Annotated in this window: 9 protein-coding genes; 7 read left to right on the forward strand and 2 right to left on the reverse strand. The window is 69.4% G+C overall.

Annotation, left to right across the window (positions count from 1 at the left end; all coding sequences use genetic code 11):
• Positions 1 to 72: 72 nt before the first annotated feature.
• Positions 73 to 3,246: a glycosyl transferase gene (locus tag WFJ17_RS05325; protein ID WP_251445017.1), complete on the forward strand. Its 3,174-nt coding sequence runs from the start codon at positions 73 to 75 to the stop codon at positions 3,244 to 3,246.
• Positions 3,243 to 4,640: a DUF5719 family protein gene (locus WFJ17_RS05330; RefSeq protein ID WP_251445014.1), complete on the forward strand. Its 1,398-nt coding sequence runs from the start codon at positions 3,243 to 3,245 to the stop codon at positions 4,638 to 4,640. Before WFJ17_RS05325 ends, WFJ17_RS05330 begins: the two co-directional genes overlap by 4 nt.
• 46 nt (positions 4,641 to 4,686) lie before the next feature.
• Here the strand turns inward: WFJ17_RS05330 and WFJ17_RS05335 are convergent, their stop codons facing one another.
• Positions 4,687 to 5,133 (reverse strand): hypothetical protein, encoded by a 447-nt coding sequence (locus WFJ17_RS05335; protein ID WP_285814262.1) that lies wholly within the window; start codon positions 5,131 to 5,133, stop codon positions 4,687 to 4,689.
• 49 nt (positions 5,134 to 5,182) lie between these two features.
• Between WFJ17_RS05335 and WFJ17_RS05340 the strand changes: the two genes are divergently transcribed.
• Positions 5,183 to 5,389, forward strand: coding sequence for a DUF3499 family protein (locus tag WFJ17_RS05340; protein WP_251445011.1), 207 nt, complete (start codon positions 5,183 to 5,185; stop codon positions 5,387 to 5,389).
• Positions 5,390 to 5,452: 63 nt separating this feature from the next.
• Here the strand turns inward: WFJ17_RS05340 and WFJ17_RS05345 are convergent, their stop codons facing one another.
• Positions 5,453 to 6,298 (reverse strand): RDD family protein, encoded by an 846-nt coding sequence (locus WFJ17_RS05345; protein WP_251445008.1) that lies wholly within the window; start codon positions 6,296 to 6,298, stop codon positions 5,453 to 5,455.
• A gap of 16 nt (positions 6,299 to 6,314) precedes the next feature.
• On the opposite strand from WFJ17_RS05345, the gene WFJ17_RS05350 reads away from it, so the two are divergent.
• The 4 genes from WFJ17_RS05350 (at position 6,315) to WFJ17_RS05365 (ending at position 17,225) form a co-directional block, all read left to right on the forward strand.
• On the forward strand, positions 6,315 to 7,307 hold the full coding sequence (locus WFJ17_RS05350) for a stage II sporulation protein M (protein ID WP_336647862.1): 993 nt from the start codon (positions 6,315 to 6,317) through the stop codon (positions 7,305 to 7,307).
• Between the two features lie 243 nt (positions 7,308 to 7,550).
• Positions 7,551 to 10,307, forward strand: coding sequence for a LamG-like jellyroll fold domain-containing protein (locus WFJ17_RS05355; RefSeq protein ID WP_336647863.1), 2,757 nt, complete (start codon positions 7,551 to 7,553; stop codon positions 10,305 to 10,307).
• 16 nt (positions 10,308 to 10,323) lie between these two features.
• Positions 10,324 to 16,860 (forward strand): RHS repeat domain-containing protein, encoded by a 6,537-nt coding sequence (locus WFJ17_RS05360; protein ID WP_251444996.1) that lies wholly within the window; start codon positions 10,324 to 10,326, stop codon positions 16,858 to 16,860.
• A complete protein-coding gene (locus WFJ17_RS05365) occupies positions 16,857 to 17,225 on the forward strand; it encodes a hypothetical protein (RefSeq protein ID WP_336647864.1) in 369 nt (122 codons plus the stop codon). The genes WFJ17_RS05360 and WFJ17_RS05365 overlap by 4 nt, the downstream gene beginning before the upstream one ends.
• Positions 17,226 to 17,790: the final 565 nt, after the last annotated feature.

Raw genomic sequence — 17,790 nt, forward strand, 5'->3', positions numbered from 1 at the left:
TCACCGGGAAAACGGTGACGCGCCCAGCCGGTAGCCGATCCGTCCGGTCCTCCCGCTTAGGCTGACCCCGTCATGTCTGCCCGAGTACACGCCGTCCTCGTCGCCCGTTCGGGGTCGACCTCCCTGGCGCGCCTGCTGCGCGCCCTCGATGCGCTCGCCGCGCAGACCCGCCAGCCGGATGCGCTGACGATCGTCGCCTGCGGTTCCTCCACGGCGCTGCGCGGCAGCGCCCGCGTCGCGCAGGCCGCAGAGGCCGTCATCGAGACGAGGGCCTCCACCACGCTCGCCGCGGCCGTGGCGCTGGCGCTCCCTCGTGTGGCGGATGACGCCGCGCTCTGGATCCTCACCGAGGACTGCGCGCCCGCCCCCGCGGCGCTGGAGCAGCTCGCCGGAGCGCTGGAGCGCTCGCCCGCCGCATCGATCGCGGCGCCCAAGCTGCTCAGCGACGTGGACGAGCATCGCATCGCCTCGTTCGGGCAGAGCATGACCCGCCTCGGTCGCGCGGTCGATCCCGCGCGGGGCGAGCTCGACCAGGGCCAGCTCGACGGCCAGGACGACACGCTCGGAGCGGATGTGCGAGGCCTGCTGGTGCGCGCCGGTCGGGGGCTCCGGCCCGATCCCGGCCTGGGCGGTCGCGACGAAGGGCTCGACCTCGGCATCCGCGCCCGCCTGGCCGGCGGGCGCATCGTCCTGGCTGCGGGCGCGCGCATCGCGGTCGACGACGCCGGCGGCGAGGGGACCGCGTCGGACGCGTTCGCCCGACGGCGTGCGCAGCTGCACCGGCGGCTGAGCTACGCCCCCGCGGTCGCCGTGCCGCTGCACTGGCTCTCGCTGCTGCCGCTCGCGCTCTGGCGTTCGATCACCCACCTCACCGGCAAGCGTCCCGCAGCGGTGCTGCCGGAATGGGGGGCAGCCGGCGTGGCGATGGTCTCGGGCTCGGCGGTGGCGCGTTCCCGGCGGGCGATCCGCGCGAGCCGCAGCGCGAGCTGGGCGAGCATCGCACCGCTGCGCACGACACGGGCGCAGCTGCGCGAGCGCCTCGACGACGGCCACGGCACGGACGCCGGCGTGCACGAGGAGCTGGGCTTCTTCTCCGGGGGTGGAGCGTGGGCGGTGCTGGCCGCTCTGGTGGCCGGGGTGGCGCTGTTCGTCTCGCTCCTTGCATGGCCCGCCCTGGGCGGCGGTGCGCTGCTGCCGATGCGGCAGACCGTCGCGGCGCTGTGGCGCGACGCCGCCTACGGACAGCGCGGTTTCGGGGTCGACGTGGTCGGCCCCGCGGATCCGTTCTCCGGCGTGCTCGCCGTGCTCGGCTCGCTCTGGCCGGGTGCGCCCTCGTATGCGCTCGTGCTGCTCTGGGTCGCCGCACTTCCGCTCGCGATGCTCGGCGGCTGGTTCGCCGCGACGCGCATCACCGATCGTGCGGGGCTGCGGATCCTCGCCGGAGCGGTGTGGGCGCTGGCGCCGACGTTCCTCATCGCGCTGTCCGAGGGGCGTCCCGCCGCCGTGCTGCTGCACCTGCTGCTGCCCTGGGTGTTCCACACCGCGCTGGCGGCGCACCGCTCCTGGGGTGCGGCGGGGGCCGCATCGCTGGTGACCGCCGCGAGCCTCGCCTGCTCTCCCTCGCTCGCTCCCGCGTTCGTGCTGCTGTGGCTGATCGGGATCGTATGGCTGCTCGCCCGGCGGTCCGTGCGCGGAGCGGTCCGCATGGTGTGGATCCTCGTCCCCGCCGTCGTGGTGTTCGCACCCCTCGCCATCTGGCAGGCGACGCGCGGCTCTCTGTGGGCGCTGCTGTCCGACCCCGGTGCGATCGTCGCGGCGCCGCAGGCGGCGGCGGATCCGGCCGGGCGGCTGGCGCTCCTCGGCGGGCTGCCGACGATGGACGAGGCCGGCTGGCCCGCGCTGCTGCATGTGCAGGGCGGCGCCCCCTGGGTCCTCTGGCTCGCGGCGCCGCTCGGCCTGCTCGCACTGGTCTCGACGATCACCCGGCGCTGGAGCGTCGGGGTCGGCTCCCTGCTCGTCGCGGCCTCGGGGCTCGCGACGGCCTTCGGCGTGGTCGGCATCGCGGTCGCGTTCGCACAGTCCCAGACCGTGCCGATCTGGCCCGGATCCGCCCTCAGCCTCGCCTGGATCGGCGCGCTCGGCGGCGCGCTCGTCACGCTGGACTGCGCCATCACCCGCCCGCTGTGGCGCGGCCTCGCCGTCGCCGTGACGGTCGCCGGGATCGTGGTGTGCGCCGTGCCGACCGGGGTCGCGCTGGTCACGGGTCAGGCGGCGATCCACCGCGGCGAACTGACCACCCTGCCCGCTTATGTGAACGCGCAGGCGCGCGCCGATCGGGAGCTGGGCACCCTGGTGCTCACCGCTCAGCCCGGCGGCGAGCTCGCCACCACCGTCGTCTGGGGCGAGAGCGCGACGCTCGGAGCCCAGGCCACCATGATCACCACGGCGGACACCCCGCAGGGCGCCGACCTCACCGAGCTCTCGGTCGATCTGGTGTCGGCGCGGCAGTTCGACGCCCCGAAGGCGCTCGGAGCTCTCGGAGTGCGCTTCGTGCTCCTGGAGCCGGCCCAGGGGAAGGAGACCTCGGCGGCGCGCTCGCTGCGGCTGCAGTCGGCGACGGCCCTGGATCAGCGTGCCGGGTTCGTCCGCGTGGGGGAGACCCCCCGCGGAGTGCTCTGGCGCATGGAGGCGGAGCCGGCGGCGCGGCCCGGGCCGAGCGTCGGTCAGCGGGCCACGGCGCAGCTGGTGGTCACGGTGGAGCTCATCGTGCTGCTCGCGGCCCTGCTGCTCTCGATCCCGACCCGGGCCTCGCGCCGCGCCGCGCGCGCGGTTCCGCGCGCGGTGGGCGTGCTCCCGGAGCGCGCGCCGCGCCCCGTCAAGCCCGAACGCGAACGGAAGGCGCGCCCGTCCCGGAAGGCCAAGGCCGCGGCTCCGTCGCTCGTGATCCCTGTGTCCGCGCTGGAGACCTCGACCGCTGCGGCTCCGGAGACGGCCTCCGCGCCGGAGACGGAGCCGGCCGCCGCCCCTGCACCGGAGACCGCGGCCGATCCCGCGCCCGAGGCGACGAGTGCCGCGATCGAAGCGGAGGCGCAGGTCCCGGAAGATCCGACGGCGGACGCCTCGAAGACGCAGCCGAGTGCCCCCGCCGCCGACGCGGGGGGTGACTCCGCAGCGCCGACGGAGCACGAGAGCGCCGCGCCCCTCGAACAGGAATCCGCGCCCGCGAAGGAGGCCGAGGAACGATGAGCAGCAAGACGTCCACGCGAGTCGTCGCCACCGGCGCCCGCCTGATCGCCGGCGTGGCGGTCTCCGCCGCGTGCGTCGCCGGCGCAGCCTTCGCGGTTCCGACGATGTGGCCGACCCTCGAGCGCACCCCCGCGCACGCGACGATCACTCCGGTCGCCGGCGACACGCTGCTCAGCTGCACCGGATCCTTCCTCGCGCTGGGCCGCGACGCGACCCAGGCGTCGCAGTTGAGCGTCGCGGCGACGCCGCGGCTCGTCAGCGGCACGGCGGGCTCCGCACTCACGACGATGCAGCTCGGCATGCCCGAGGTGCTGAACGGCGGCTCCGCCCCGGGGTTCAGCGCGCCGCCGGACGGCCGCAAGCCCGCCCTGGCCGCGGCGGCCCAGTCGCTGACCGTGAGCGCCGATGACCTCTCGGGGTTCGCCGCCTCCGCGTGCCGCCCGCCGAGCATGGAGTCGTGGATCGTCGGCGGAGCCGGCACGACCGGCTCGAGCGACATCCTGATGATCGCGAACCCGGGCACCGTGACGGCGAACGTGGTCTTCACCGAGTACGGGTCCCAGGGGGGCACGCATTCCTCCGAGCTCGTGGTGGCGCCGGGAACGCAGGCGACCGTGCCGCTGGTCGCCGGATCGGCGGGCGAGAGCAGCCCCGTCGTGAAGGTGACCTCGAGCGGTGCGGCGGTGCGCGCGGCCCTGCAGTCGAGCCTGATCCGCACGCTGGATCCGGTCGGCATCGATGTGCAGGATGCGATCGCCCAGCCGCTCCCGCAGTTCTCGCTCCTGGGCGTGCGCGCCGTCGTCGGATCCGATGACGACGACAACGCGTCCACGGCCGTGCGCCTGCTTGCCCCGGATGCCGACGCCACCGTGACCCTGCAGCCGCGCAGCGCCGCGGACGGATCCAAGGTGGGGGAACCGAAGACGGTGAAGCTCACAGCGGGCCAGGTGGGATCCGTGAACTTCTCGGCGCTGAAGCCCGGGCTGTACGCGATCGACGTCAAGGCGACCTCGCCGGTCGTCGCGGCGGCGTGGCAGAGCACGGGCTTCGTCAAGGGCTCGGACTTCGCCTGGATGACGCCGGCCCCGGTGATCACCGGGGAGACGGCGTTCGCCGTGGCCGACGGCCCCTCGCCGCAGCTGCACCTGCAGAACGCGTCCGACCAGCCGGCGACCGTCGAGGTCGCGCCCATCGACGGCGGTGCATCGCAGCGCGTCGCGCTGAAGGCGGGCGGTGCGGCCACGGTGTCGCTCGGCGCCTCGGCGGTGTACACGCTGTCGTCTCCGACGGCCGTGCGCGCGGCGGTCGTCTACTCGGGGATCGGGCTGCTTGCGGGATACCCGGTGTGGGCGTCAGACGCCGCGGCGGCGCCGATCACCGTGTATCAGCGGTAGGCGTCGCAGGCACGGAAGCGCGGACCCGGATTCCGGGAACGCGCCGTCACTCGTCCGCGTCGAAGCCGCGCTGGTCCATCTCCCAGGGCTCGCGGCCGATGTACTGGGCCGCGGCGCGGAAGACCGCGCCCTCGATCGCGAGGCGGCGGTGGGCCGCGTCGTCGTGGCCGGGTTCGAGCAGCCGCTCGATGGGTACGCGGAAGAGCACGATGCGCTGCGCCGCGGTGTCGACCAGCCAGCGCGGGAGGCCGTCGGGGTCGGAGTGCGCGGGCATCGCGGCGATCTCGATGCGCACCGGACGCAGATCGGGCCACATCGAACGCAGCAGCTCCACGGCCGAGCCGACGTGCAGGTCGAAGGTGTCGAGGCGTCCGTCCAGGGGCGGCAGGGGCGGGCGCACCACGGAGCTGCGTCCGAGGCGGCCGTGCCTGCCGTGCCGGTCGCCGCGACGCGGGACGGCCGCGGTGCGGCGGGATCCACGGAGACGGCGCATGCGGCAAGTCTAAGCGGCGCCGGGGAGCCCCACGGCTACTCTGAAGGGGATGTACGGACGACTCTGCTCCAAGGTGGGCTGCGCACGCGAGGCCGTGGCGACCCTCACCTACGACTACGGCGACCAGATGGCGGCCGTCGGCCCGCTCGGCGTCGAGAACGACCCGCATGCGCACGACCTGTGCGCGATCCATGCCGAACGTCTCTCGGTCCCGTCCGGATGGATCGTCGTGCGTCACGAGACGCTGCAGGCCTGACGGGCCGGTCCAGGGCGACGGGCGCTGAGATCCCGGAACGAAGGATCTGGATCCTCGATCGCCTCAGACGCCGACGCGCACTCCGCTGAGCTTCTGCACGCGCTCGTCGGCGATCCGCAGGGCGCGGGTCTCGCGGTCCCGGCGCAGCACGGTGGCGGCGATGAGGACGATCTCGGGCGGTGCGGCGGGGATCGGGGAGATGTAGGCCGATGCCTCGGTCAGCAGCTCGTGCGCGATCCTGGCGCGTGCGGCGGGCAGCAGCTGCGGTGCGCTGTCGAGGAACTGCGAGATGCGTCGGGCGAGTCGATCGGGCATCCGGGCGACATCGGCGATCGCCGCCCAGGCTTCGAGCCCGGCGGGCATGAGGATCGGCCGCGGGGCGAGTCTCGGGGTGCGCACCTTCTGGCTGTAGGTGCCGGCGACGAGGTCGCCGAGGCGCTGGGACCGCGCCGTGAACGCCGCGGTGAGGAACGCCACGGCTCCGAAGGTCAGATAGAGCTCGAAGACGCCGAGGAGCGCCCGGATGAGCGCGTGCCGGAATCCGGAGGCGCCCCCGTCCACGCGCACGATCCGGCCGCCGACCGCGAGCTTGCCGAGGCTGCGCCCGTGACTGAGAGTCTCGACGGCGCACGGCACGATGACGAACGCGGTGACCAGTGCCAGCACGCCCAGGATCCGGTCGAGGGCGGGATCCGCGAGCGCGGCGAGCAGCCAGAACCGCACGACGATGTAGCCGATGTAGATCGCCCAGCACAGCGCGCCGTCGATCAGCGCGCCCAGGGCCCGGAAGAAGAGCCCGACCGGCTGCACCTCGATCGCGACGGCCTCGCCGGACAGCACCTCGTCATCGTGGTCGATGGCCGCTGAATGCGCGTTCGCCCCCGGGTTCGGGGCGCTGGCATCCGACATGAGTACAGTAAAGCAGGTGGACGCCGACGCACTCGCCGATGCCAGGAGCCGAGAGTGGGCGCGCCTGGACGAACTCAGCCGGCAGCGCCTCGACGGTGCGGGCATCGACGAGCTGATCACGCGCTACCGCGCGGCCTCCGCGGATCTCGCCGACCTGCGCAGCTCGGTCGGGTCCTCCCCGCAGAGCGCACACGTCTCCACGATCCTCGCCCGTGCGCGGCTGCGGCTCACCGGGCAGAGCGACAACGTGCTGCGCCAGACCGGGCGCTTCTTCACCCGGCAGCTCCCCGCGGCCCTGTACGGCCTGCGGTGGACCACCCTGGTCATCGCGCTCGCCAGCCTCGCCGTGATCGTCGGCGTGGCGATCTGGATCGGCTCGGATCCGGCGCTCGTCGCAGCGCTCGGATCCCAGGCCGACCTGCGGTACTACACGGAGCACGCGTTCACCGACTACTACACGGAGAACCCGGCGGCGGAGTTCGCCGGCATGGTGTGGACGAACAACGCGTGGATCGCCGCGCAGTGCGTCCTTCTGGGGATCACCGGCATCTGGCCGATCATGGTGCTCATGCAGAACGCCGTGAACGTCGGCCTCGCCGTCGGGATCATGTTCGCCTACGGTCGCGGCGACGTCGTGGTGCTCTACCTGCTGCCGCACGGCATGCTCGAGCTGACCTGCATCTTCGTCGCGGCCGCCGGCGGTCTGCACATCTTCTGGGCCTGGATGGTGCCGGGCGCGCGCAGCAGAGGCGCGGCGCTCGCGGCCGCCGGGCGCTCCCTGGCGACGGTCGCGATCGGTCTCGTCTTCGCGCTCGGTCTCTCCGGGCTCGTCGAAGGGTTCGTGACCGGCTGGGGCCTGCCCTGGCCCGTGAAGATCGGCATCGGCGCGCTCGCGCTGGCCGTGTTCCTCGCGTACATGCTCGTCGTCGGACGGCGTGCGCACCGCCTGGGCGAGACCGGAGACCTCACCGAGTTCGAAGCCGGGACGCCGACGCTCGTCGCAGGCTGACTGGCCACGCGCGAGCGGCGTTTCGACCGTTTGCGTGACTATCTTTTGACTGGGTGTTCCCTTTGAGTTGGCTGATGGGCTAGCTTGATGCGCAGTCGGTCGGCGATGGCGCCGGTCGTGAGCGTGATTCCGCGTGAGGCGGAACTGGGGGGACGCATGCGTCTTGTTCGGGGTCTTTCTATCGTCGCGGTCGTTTTCGGTCTGGGGGCGGGTGTCGCACCGGGCGCGGGGGCGGTGACGAGCGTGTCGGCGAGCCAGGTGGCGGGTCACAGCGGTGGCGGCGGGGCGGCCTCGCAGAGCGCGGCACCCCAGCGGGCGCCCCAGGCTGCCGCACTGCAGCGGGCCGTGGCGTCGGGATCGCCGGTGGTGGTGGATGAGCTGACGACGCCGACGGAGCTGACCACGGCCCTGCCCGACGGCCGGATGCGCCGAGAGCTTTCGACGCGTCCGGTGCGGGTGCAGCAGGGTGATCAGTGGGTTCCGGTGGACACCGATCTCGTCGCAGAGGGCGACTGGTGGGTTCCGACAGCGTCGGCGGCGCAGGTGCGGTTCTCGCCGGGCGGCTCGGAGCTGATGGCGCAGACGCGCACGGCATCGGGCGAGTGGGTGTCGGAGTCGTCGAAGTTCGGGACGCTGCCCGCGCCGGTGGTCCAGGGCGACACGGCGACGTATCCGGAGGTCATGCCGGGTGTGGACCTGAAGCTCGTCGCCACCAAGACCGGCATGGCGTCGATCTACGTCGTGAAGTCGGCTGAGGCGGCGAAGAGCAGCGGCCTGGCGTCCCTGCAGATCGCCGTCGACGGCGCAGAGCTCACGAGTCCCGACCAGGGCCGTGTCGCGGCGACCGCGGACGACGGGTCGTCGTTGATCGCCGCGCAGCCGCTGTGGTGGGACTCGTCCGGCGGGGGGACCTATCGCGAGCCGGGGGAGGAGGCACCGCCGGCGCCGGTGTCGCACCGTCTCGCGGAGGACCAGCTGACGATGGACGTCGGCTCGTCGGTCGCCCAGGCGGAGACCGGCAGCGCGAAGGATCTGGTGTATCCGCTCTTCGTGGATCCGGACTGGAGCACCGGCATGTCGGACTCCTGGTACACGGACGCGGCGTATCCGAACGCGTCGTACCTGACGGCGGGCGCCTCGGATGTGCTGCGGGTGGGCAACTACGCACCGTATCGGTCGGACATGTTCTTCGAGTTCCCGCTGGACCTCGAGGGTTCGGATGTGCTGGACGCGGTGCTGAACACGACGCAGGTGGCGACCGCCGCCTGCCCGCCGGGATGGATCAGCAGTCACTACGTGACGATCTTCACGCCGGGTTACACCTGGAACCAGGAGCAGGCGTGGAAGCAGTCCGGCGACATGTGGTGGTCGGGGACGATCGAGTCGAAGCAGGGCGCGGGCTGCGGGGCAGGGCCGACACCGCTCGGGTGGACGATGACCGACGAGGTCGCGGCGATCGTGGACACCGGTGCGGAATGGGTGCATTTCGGCTTCACGGGCGAGGACGGCATGTCGCGCAAGCACTTCAGCCGTGACGCGACGCTGATCGTCGAGTACAACAACCCGCCCGACGTGCCGACGGACCCGCGGATGATCTCCCCGGCGGCGGTGTGCGGGACGGCGGCCGTGCCGGCGGCGGTCAGCGCGACGAGCGTGACGGTGCAGGTCGATCAGACCGATCCGGATCCGGGCAACGTCGACACGAACTTCGACCTCGTCAAAGCATCCAAGTTGAACAAGGTCGTCCAGGAGCACGCGTCGGGTCTGCTGGCCCAGGGGCCGCGCTCGGCGACGTTCACCGGGCTGACGGAGGGCGTGACCTACGCATGGCGCGCGATCGGCAGTGATTGGATGGCGGACGGGGTGGGGTACACGCCGTGGTGCTACTTCACGGTCGACACCACGAGTCCGCCGGTGCCGACGGTGTCGACCACGGCGTCGTCGTTCACGGTGGGCGCCCCGGTGAACGTGTCGTTGTCCGGTGCGTCGGACGTCGCCGGGTACGTGTACTGGGTTGCACCGTCGAAGTTGACGAGCCCCGCACCCGCGGTGCCGGTCGATGGGACGGTATCGACGACAGTCGCGCGGCCGGACTGCAACGGGCGGGTCAGGGCGAACGTGCGATGGGCGTGCAGTGCCGGCGCCACCGCGGTGACGGTGATGCCGGCGCCGCTGGACGGCCTGTCTACACTGTGGGTCTCCGCCTATGACAAGGCGGGCAATCAGTCGGCGGCGACGGGGCTGGCGCTGTACTCATCGGTGTCGAACCCCGCGATGGCTGCGAACGTGGACGCCGGGCATGAATGGCAGGTCACGGCGATGACCTCTCCGCTGCCGAGCACCGTGCCCGACGCGAACCCGTGGATCGGAGCGGGAGCAGTCGACCTGCTGATCCCCGCGGCGGCCGATACGACCACCACGGATCCGATCGATCCCCCGGGGTCGTCGCCGGTGCTCAAGACCGGGCCGTTGACGTCCAACAGCGATGCGATCGCCACGAGCGCGGCCCCGGTGAACGCGACGAACAGCTTCTCGCTCAGCATGTGGGTGAAGATGACTGCGGTCCCCTCAGCGGACCAGATCATCGCGCAGCAGGCAGGTACGGGACGGGGTTCGGTGCAGCTGAAGGTTCTCAGCACGGGGAACTACTCGTTCTGCCTCACGGGTGCGCCCGCTGCGGATGACAACGGGCGGCCGGTCAGCAACTGCGCTGCGGGTGGCACGGTCAAGGCGGGGACGTGGCAGCTGGTCACGGGCGTCTGGGACGCGGCCAACCAGCAGCTGCGGCTGCTGATCGGCACCTCGATGGTTCCCGTGGGGGCGGTCGGGCATGTGGTGGGCTCGGGCGACTGGAGCGCGAACGGGCCGCTGGTGCTGGGGCCGCCGCCCGCGGCGAACCGATTCTCGGGTCTCGTGGCGAACCCGGCCATGCTGCCCGCGGTGATCGCCCAGGGCCAGTTGGCGCAGTTGGCGGCGTTCTCGCTGCCGTTCACGGAGTGAGTCGAAGGACAGGACGATGATGACGAAGAAGTCTTCGCGGACGATGACGATGCGCCGGCGGGGGTGGCCGGTCGGGGCGACCGTGGTCTCGCTGATCGCTGGACTGCTGCTCGCCTTCCCCGGAACCGTACAGGCGAAGGAGCTGTCCGCACCGGTCCCCGACTTCGGAGACCCGGTGCCCGGCTCGGTGGCGGTCGAGGTGCCGGGCACAGCGGGCGCGTCGTCGTCGTCGAGCGTGCCGGTGCCCGAGGTGAAGCCGGTGGAGGCCGTGGCGGCGGAGCCCGTCTCGTTGCCGCTTTTGAAAACCGACGAGGGAGGGCTGTCGCGGAAGCGGAGCGTGTCTCTCGTCACGGTCGGGAAGGACGGGAGTACGCCGGCGGCGGTGGTCGGGGAATGGCAGTCGCTGGGCGGCTCGGGGATCCGCATCTCGGCGGCGTCGCCCGATGCCGAGATGTCGGGCGACGCGACAGTTGGCGCGAAGACAGCGCCGTCGCCGGCGCCGACCGAGATGCCGTCCTCGACTCCCGCGCCGTCCCCGTCGCCGTCTCCGGAGCTCAGTCCGTCCCCGACGGAGACACCGGTTCCGTCCACGACACCGACGGCGCCTGTCGATGGGGCGGAAGGTGCAGCGGACGTGGTCGAGGCAGGCGTGCTGAGCGAGAAGCAGGCCACGGCCGCAGGGTTCGACGGCGTGGTCGTCTCGCTCGTGCGTGCGGGTGCCCAGACTGCGCAGCCGGTCGCCGTGTCGATCCCTGATGATCTGGTGTCGCGCTTCGGAGCCGACTACGCCTCCCGTATCCGGTGGGTCCAGGTCCCGGACGACACGGGGAAGCGCACGACTGACGTGAAAAGCCGCAAGAGCAACCCGATTCCCGTTGCGAGCGCGCACAGCGGGGAGGCGACGGTACTGACTCCCGTCGTCGGAGCCCAGCCGATGCTGCTCGCTGCGATGACGACGACGACCTCGACGGCGGGGACGGGGGACTTCAGCGCGACGCCGTTGAAGTCATCGTCGGCCTGGGACGTGAGCGGTCAGACCGGCGCGTTCACGTGGACCTACGATATGCCGGTTCCCGTGCCCGGTGCGGGCCCGGCGCCGAAGGTGGGCCTGTCGTACAACTCGCAGTCGGTGGATGGCGAGACCGGATCGACCAACAACCAGCCATCCGCGGTCGGCGAGGGGTGGGATCTGATGGGGTCGGGGTTCATCGAGCGCCGGTATGTGCCCTGTGCGAAGGACGACGGGGAGACCGGCGCGGTGGCCACGTCCGGAGATCTCTGCTGGACCTCGGAGAACGCGACGGTGTCTTTCGCCGGACACGCTGGACCTCTGGTCGAGGACGAGGAGGCCGGCGTCTGGCGCCTGGAGCGCGACGATGGGACCCGGTTCGAGCATCTGAGCGGCACCGGAGACGGGTGCGCAGAGAACGGCACTGATGCCACGGACTGCTGGAAGATGACGACGACAGACGGCACACAGTACTTCTTCGGGCTGAACCGACTCCCGGGCTGGTCACCGGGGAAGACGATGACGGACTCGGTGTTCACGGTCCCGGTGTACGGCAATGATCCGGGAGAGCCTTGTCACGAGGCGACGTTCGCCGCATCCTCCTGCATGCAGGCGTGGCGGTGGAATCTCGACTACATCGTCGATGTGCATGGCAACGCCGAGGCGCTGTACTACTCCGCCGAGTCGAACCAGTACGCGCAGGGCGGATCGGGCGCGACGGAGTATCAGCGCGGCGGCGCGCTGGTGCGGATCGACTACGGGCTGCGGGCGAGCAACGTCTACGGCACGAAGGCCGCCGGCTATCGAGTCCTGTTCTCGTACGACCCTTGGGGCCGCTGCAACGACGACACGGGGGAGACCTGCTCCACGGGAAGCCTCGACGACGTGGCCGAGCCGGAGGATCCGGGGGCGTATCCGGACGTGCCGTGGGATCGGCTGTGCACGGGTGTCTCGTGCTCCGCGTCGCAGATCGCACCGAGCTTCTTCACGAACGCGCGCCTGACCACGGTGGCGACGCAGGCTCTGGTCTCGAGTTCGTACTCGACGGTCAACTCGTGGGCGCTGTCGCAGTCGTTCCCGGATCCCGGCGACGGCACATCGGCGGCGTTGTGGCTGACCGATGTGCAGCGTACCGGCACGGCGGTGGGGCAGTCGGCGGTCACCGAACCGGCGACGATCTTCCAGGGGGTGACGATGCAGAACCGGGTGAAGGTGGCCGATGGTCTTGCCCCCTTGGACAAGTGGCGGCTCTCGTCGATCCAGACGAGCCTGGGCGCGGTGGTGAGCGTGAACTATCAGGAGCCGCAGTGCTCCGCTGCGATGGCGCCGGGGATCCTCGCGGATCTGCCGAACAATGCGGATTGGTGCTTCCCCGAGTGGTGGGTGCCGGACTCGGACATCCCCCTGGCCGGCCGGATGGACCTGTTCCAGAAGTATCCGGCGAGAAGTGTGCTGGTGGATCCGCGCACGGGAGGTCCGCTCAGCAAGGTGCAGAGGACCGACTACGAGTACGGCACCCCCCAGTGGCGCTACAACGACTCTCCGTTGACAGTTGCGAACGTGCGCACGTGGAACGTCTTCGCCGGGGTCGACACGGTCGAGGTGTATTCGGGCGATCCGGCGGCTCCTGCCGCCCAGAAGGTGACCGAGTACACGTACTACCAGGGCATGAACGGTGATCGGGCGTCCGACAGCGGCGGGGAGAAGTCCGTCGATGTGACCGGCACGTCGATCGCAGATGAGCGGTGGTTCGCCGGGCAGATCCACCGGCAGAAGACGCGCAACGGCGTCGGCGGAGCGATCCTGTCCGATCAGGTGAACACGCCATGGGCGTCGGCGGTGACGGCCGATGACGGCACCAGAGATGCCCGGCTGACGGGTGTGAAGAAGACGGTGCTGACCGAGCCGCTCTCGACGGGCGGCAACCGGACCCTGGAGACGCGGACGACTTTCGACGGCACCTACGGGCATCCGTTGACGGTGTCGACCATCCCGTCCGACGCGGCGGGCCGGTGCACGACCACGACCTATGCGGCGCCGAACACGAGCGCCTGGGTGATCGGGCTGCCGAGCGAGGTGCGCACGGTCGCGAAGACCTGCGCCGATGCGGGCGGGGCGGTGTTCCCGCAGGATCTGGTCAGCGACGTGAAGACGACGTACGACGGGGGCGCGTGGGGCGCGGCAGCCACGCGGGGTCTTGCGACGTCGACGCAGGCCGTGGACCGGTACACCGGTTCGACACCGCACTGGGTCGGCACCGGCTCGACGACTTATGACGCGTTGGGTCGCGCGCTGGTGACCACCGATGCGCTCGGACGCACGACCTCGACGGCGTACACCCCGGCCGCGACCTTCCCGTTGCTGAGCACGGTGCAGACGAACACCGCGCCGTTCTCGTGGGCGACGACCACCACGTTCGAGCCGACGACGGGCACGACAGCCTCGATCACTGATCCGAACGGCGCGTTGACGACGATCACGGTCGATGCGCTGGGTCGCACGAGCAACGTCTGGCTGCCGCTGCACACCAAGGCCGCGTTCCCGTCGCAGGCATCGCTCGGGTTCACCTACACGCTGTCGCAGACTGCGCCGAACACGGTGCGCACGGTGAAGCTCACCGGGAACGCGGCGGTGGAGAGCTTCGAGCTCTTCGATGGTCTTGGGCGCAGCGTGCAGTCGCAGTCCCTCGCCGGCGGCGGTGGCACCGTGGTGAAGTCCACGAGCTATGACGATCACGGGCGTGCGTATTTCGTGGACAACGACTACTGGACGTCGTCGGTCGCACCGGGTTCGGGCTACTTCGTGCCGACGAGCGAGAGCAGCATTCCGTCCCAGGTGGTGACCGGATACGACGCGGTCGGCCGCGCGACGAGCTCCACGTTGAAGACTCTGGGCGCTGTGCGGTCGGTAACCACGACCGCGTACCCGGGTGCGGATCGGGTGGATCTGGTACCGCCTTCTGGGGGCACGGCCACGAGCACGTTCACGAATACGCTCGGGCAGAAGACGAAGCTGGTGCAATATCTGGCCGGGGCGATCAGCGGCACGGGGCAGGCGACCACGTACGGGTACGACGGCGCCGGGCGGATGACTGGGATGTCGGATCCGGCGGGCAACGCCTGGTCGTGGACGTATGACCTGCTCGGGCATCGTGTGGGGCAGAAGGATCCCGATTCGGGGGTGTCGTCGGCGACGTATGACGTGCTCGGGAACATGACCTCGACGACGGATGCGCGCGGACAGCTGGTCACGACCACGTATGACGAGCTGAATCGCAAGACGAAGATGTTCTCGGGTGACACGCTGGGGCCGCTGTTGGCGTCGTGGACGTATGACACGGTCAAGAAGGGTCTGGTGACCACGACGACGGCGTACACGGATTCCGGGTCGGGGGCGCTGGGGATCCCTGGTACCCCGGGGAAGGCATATTCGACGACGGTGGGGTCGTATGACGTCGCGGGTAATCCGACGAAGACGACTCTTTCGATTCCGGCGGGGGCTCCGGCGTTCGCGGGTACTAGCTACACCACGGACCTCTACTACAACGACGATTCATCCTTGCAGGCCAAGTCTGTGCCGTCGATGGGCGGGTTGCCTGCGGAGACGGTGAAGTACTCGTATGACGCATGGGGGCGCTTGTCCGGGGTGCGTGGGTCGAGCATCGTGCTGGGCGGGACGGTGTTCACCCCGATCGGGCAGCTGTCGCAGTTCAATCGGCTCTCGGGATCGAATGGCGGATACTCGACATATGGGTATGACCCGGCGACGGGGGCAGTGCTGTCGATCGATGACGTGGCGCAGTTCTCCGGTGCGGGGCATGCGGTCGCGTCGCGTGCGTTCACGAGGGACCCGGTGGGGAACGTGACGTCGTCGACGGTGGTGTCGGAGTTGCCGACCGCGGGCACGCAGAAGACCTGCTATTCGTATGACGGGTTGCGGGAGTTGACGCGGGCGTGGACTCCGAATGCGTCGTCGACGTGTGCGACGGTTCCGTCGGCGGGGGCGATGGGCGGGATCGCTCCGATGTGGAACGACTACACCTATGACACGAAGACCGGCAACCGGACCGGGCTGAGCTATCACTCTTCGACGGGGGTCGCTTCGTCGGTGGCGTACACGTATCCGGCTGCGACGGCGGCGCGTCCGCATGGGGTGGGTTCGGTGTCGGGGCCGGTGGATTTGGGTGCGGGGTCGTATGGGTATGACGCTGCGGGGAATCAGATCACCCGGCCGGGTCAGACGCTGACGTACAACGAGGTCGGGAAGGTCTCGAAGGTCGTCACGGGTTCGGCGTCGCAGTCGAATGTGTATAGCCCGGATGGGTCTTTGTTGTTGCGGGTGTCGTCGGTGGAGGGTGCGGCGTTGTTCGTGGGGGATACGACGCTTCAGCAGTCGGCGGGCAGCACCGTCACCTCGGGGGTACGCACATACTCTGGGTTCGATGGGAAGCCAGTGGCGCAGCGGTCCGCGAAGACGGGCACCGCAGGCACGACGGTGACGTGGGTGTTCACGGGCCTGGACGGCACTGTCGATACGACTGTGGTTCCGTCGTCGGGTGTGGTGCAGCGTACCTTCCGTGATCCGTTCGGTGTCCCTCTCGGTGGTGCGAGCGGGGTCTGGGGTGACGGGACCGGGTTCCTCGGCAAACCCGTGACCGCATCGAGCAAGCTCACCACGGTGGGGGCGCGCACGTATGACCCCGTGCTGGGGAAGTTCACCTCGGTGGACCCGGTGGGCGACCCCGACAGCCCTCAACAGGTGAATGGGTACTCGTACGCCAACAACAACCCGATCACCTTTAGCGACCCGACCGGGCTGAGGTTGGATGATTGTGGCGCCTACGCGGGCGGATGCGGCTCACCCGGACTGGTCTTCAGCCTTCCCAACCAGAATGTGCAGGCGCCTCCGTTGCTCCGCGCGCCAACGCCAGTGGCCGCGGTAGTCATAACGACCGTCGCGTTACCCGCGATCCCTGTGATCGACTGGGCCGCAGCCGGCGCTGGTGCCGCTGAGGCTGCGGCAGCCGCTGGTACAGCAGTCGCGGTCTTGGCAATCCTTGGCATGTTGCTCTCCCTCAGTGGGGACTCGTCCACCGCCCGCGCCGACGCACAAGCACGCGCGAACCAACCCGCCGTATCGACCCCCGCGGATCCCAAGTGCCCGCCAATCCTTAAGTGTCTCGAAGAGAGGGCCGACCCATGGGCGGCGCATTCGAAACCTGGAGATCATATTGTCCTGGGGCTCCGTGAGGGGCTGGATGACGTAGCCGGATCCGTTGGCGGTCGTACTCTCTTGGCGGACGCGAAGTGGATGGAGTCGCTGCAAAAGGCCGCTGCGGACTCGTCCACAAGATTCACTGTGAATCTCGACGGTATGACAGGGACTGGGACGTACAATCAGATAATGGGCGCAGCTCAACGCGGCGCATCCGGCGCAGGGTCAGCAACCGACTGGGAAATGAGTGTCTTGTACCAGATGGGAAGGCTTCCAGATGTCGCCTTCTTGCGTGACGGCCTTCTAGTAGTGAATCCATTCATACCATGAGCGAATATTTGATTGATCTTCCTGATCGAGATTTTCAGATCTGGGCGTACTCGGTAAGTATGGGGCGGCTTCTGTTGCGAAGCACAAAGAACGAAGTTTTTTCGACACGCATAGACATCCTTTTCCAGGACGTCCGTGCGATATCTCTTGCTGCTTCGCTGCCTGGGCTTGTAATGTCGGAGGCCGTAGGTGATCTGGGGGTGATGAAGAGCCTTGGATCGTATTCGTCTGGCAAGGCGATCTGCTATCAAATACAGTCGGGAAGCTACTTCGGGCATATCGTTGCGAGCGCCTTTGTCCACAATGAAGATGAAGGCGAGTTCTTCGATCCGAGCGTCCTGTGGCCCAGCGGCTTCGGAGTCTGATACGAACGCGCCCGAGCATGCCCAGTTCGAGCTGGGAGATCTAGTCAAGGAATGGCAGGGGCGTGTTGATCGTCCATTCGTCATCGACGGCTGCAAAGAGCTCAAGAGCGGGGCGCGATGCAAACTGCAGACCGGTCAAGTGAGTGGGGGTTCTTCCAAGTGTTCCTCATCGCGTTACCTGGAACGTTGTTCGCGGCAACAACGTGGAGCTTCCTGTACCAATTCTTGTACCCTAGGTCTTTTCCTTTGATGAATCAACCTACGTTGCAGCAATCATTCTCTGACACAATGTTTACGGCGCTAGTCTTCTCGATTGCGGGACTTGTGCCCCTGGCTATTTTTGCGGGCTCACTAGATGGGCGAAAGATTCGCGATCGACGGAAGATGTTCCGGTACGCGATCGCATCAAACGGCGCATGCGCAGTTCCTGTCGTGCTCGTCTTTTCCTGGGGTATGATGCCGATTTGGCTCTCTCTTCCTGTGTCGGCCACCCTCGCGCTCTTTGGTGCTGCAAGCATGACATTCTGTGTCGTGACATTTGCGCGAATGGCGGATCGTCGAAGAG

The sequence above is a fragment of the Microbacterium sp. MMO-10 genome, assembly GCF_037148715.1.
Lineage (GTDB): Bacteria > Actinomycetota > Actinomycetes > Actinomycetales > Microbacteriaceae > Microbacterium.

Bases quoted from the DNA above. Each gene is read 5' to 3' on its own strand.
- WFJ17_RS05360 (WP_251444996.1), top strand. From the start codon at position 10,324: ATGATGACGAAGAAGTCTTCGCGGACGATGACGATGCGCCGGCGGGGG.
- WFJ17_RS05345 (WP_251445008.1), bottom strand. From the start codon at position 6,298: ATGTCGGATGCCAGCGCCCCGAACCCGGGGGCGAACGCGCATTCAGCG.
- WFJ17_RS05330 (WP_251445014.1), top strand. From the start codon at position 3,243: ATGAGCAGCAAGACGTCCACGCGAGTCGTCGCCACCGGCGCCCGCCTG.
- WFJ17_RS05365 (WP_336647864.1), top strand. From the start codon at position 16,857: ATGAGCGAATATTTGATTGATCTTCCTGATCGAGATTTTCAGATCTGG.
- WFJ17_RS05340 (WP_251445011.1), top strand. From the start codon at position 5,183: ATGTACGGACGACTCTGCTCCAAGGTGGGCTGCGCACGCGAGGCCGTG.
- WFJ17_RS05325 (WP_251445017.1), top strand. From the start codon at position 73: ATGTCTGCCCGAGTACACGCCGTCCTCGTCGCCCGTTCGGGGTCGACC.
- WFJ17_RS05335 (WP_285814262.1), bottom strand. From the start codon at position 5,133: ATGCGCCGTCTCCGTGGATCCCGCCGCACCGCGGCCGTCCCGCGTCGC.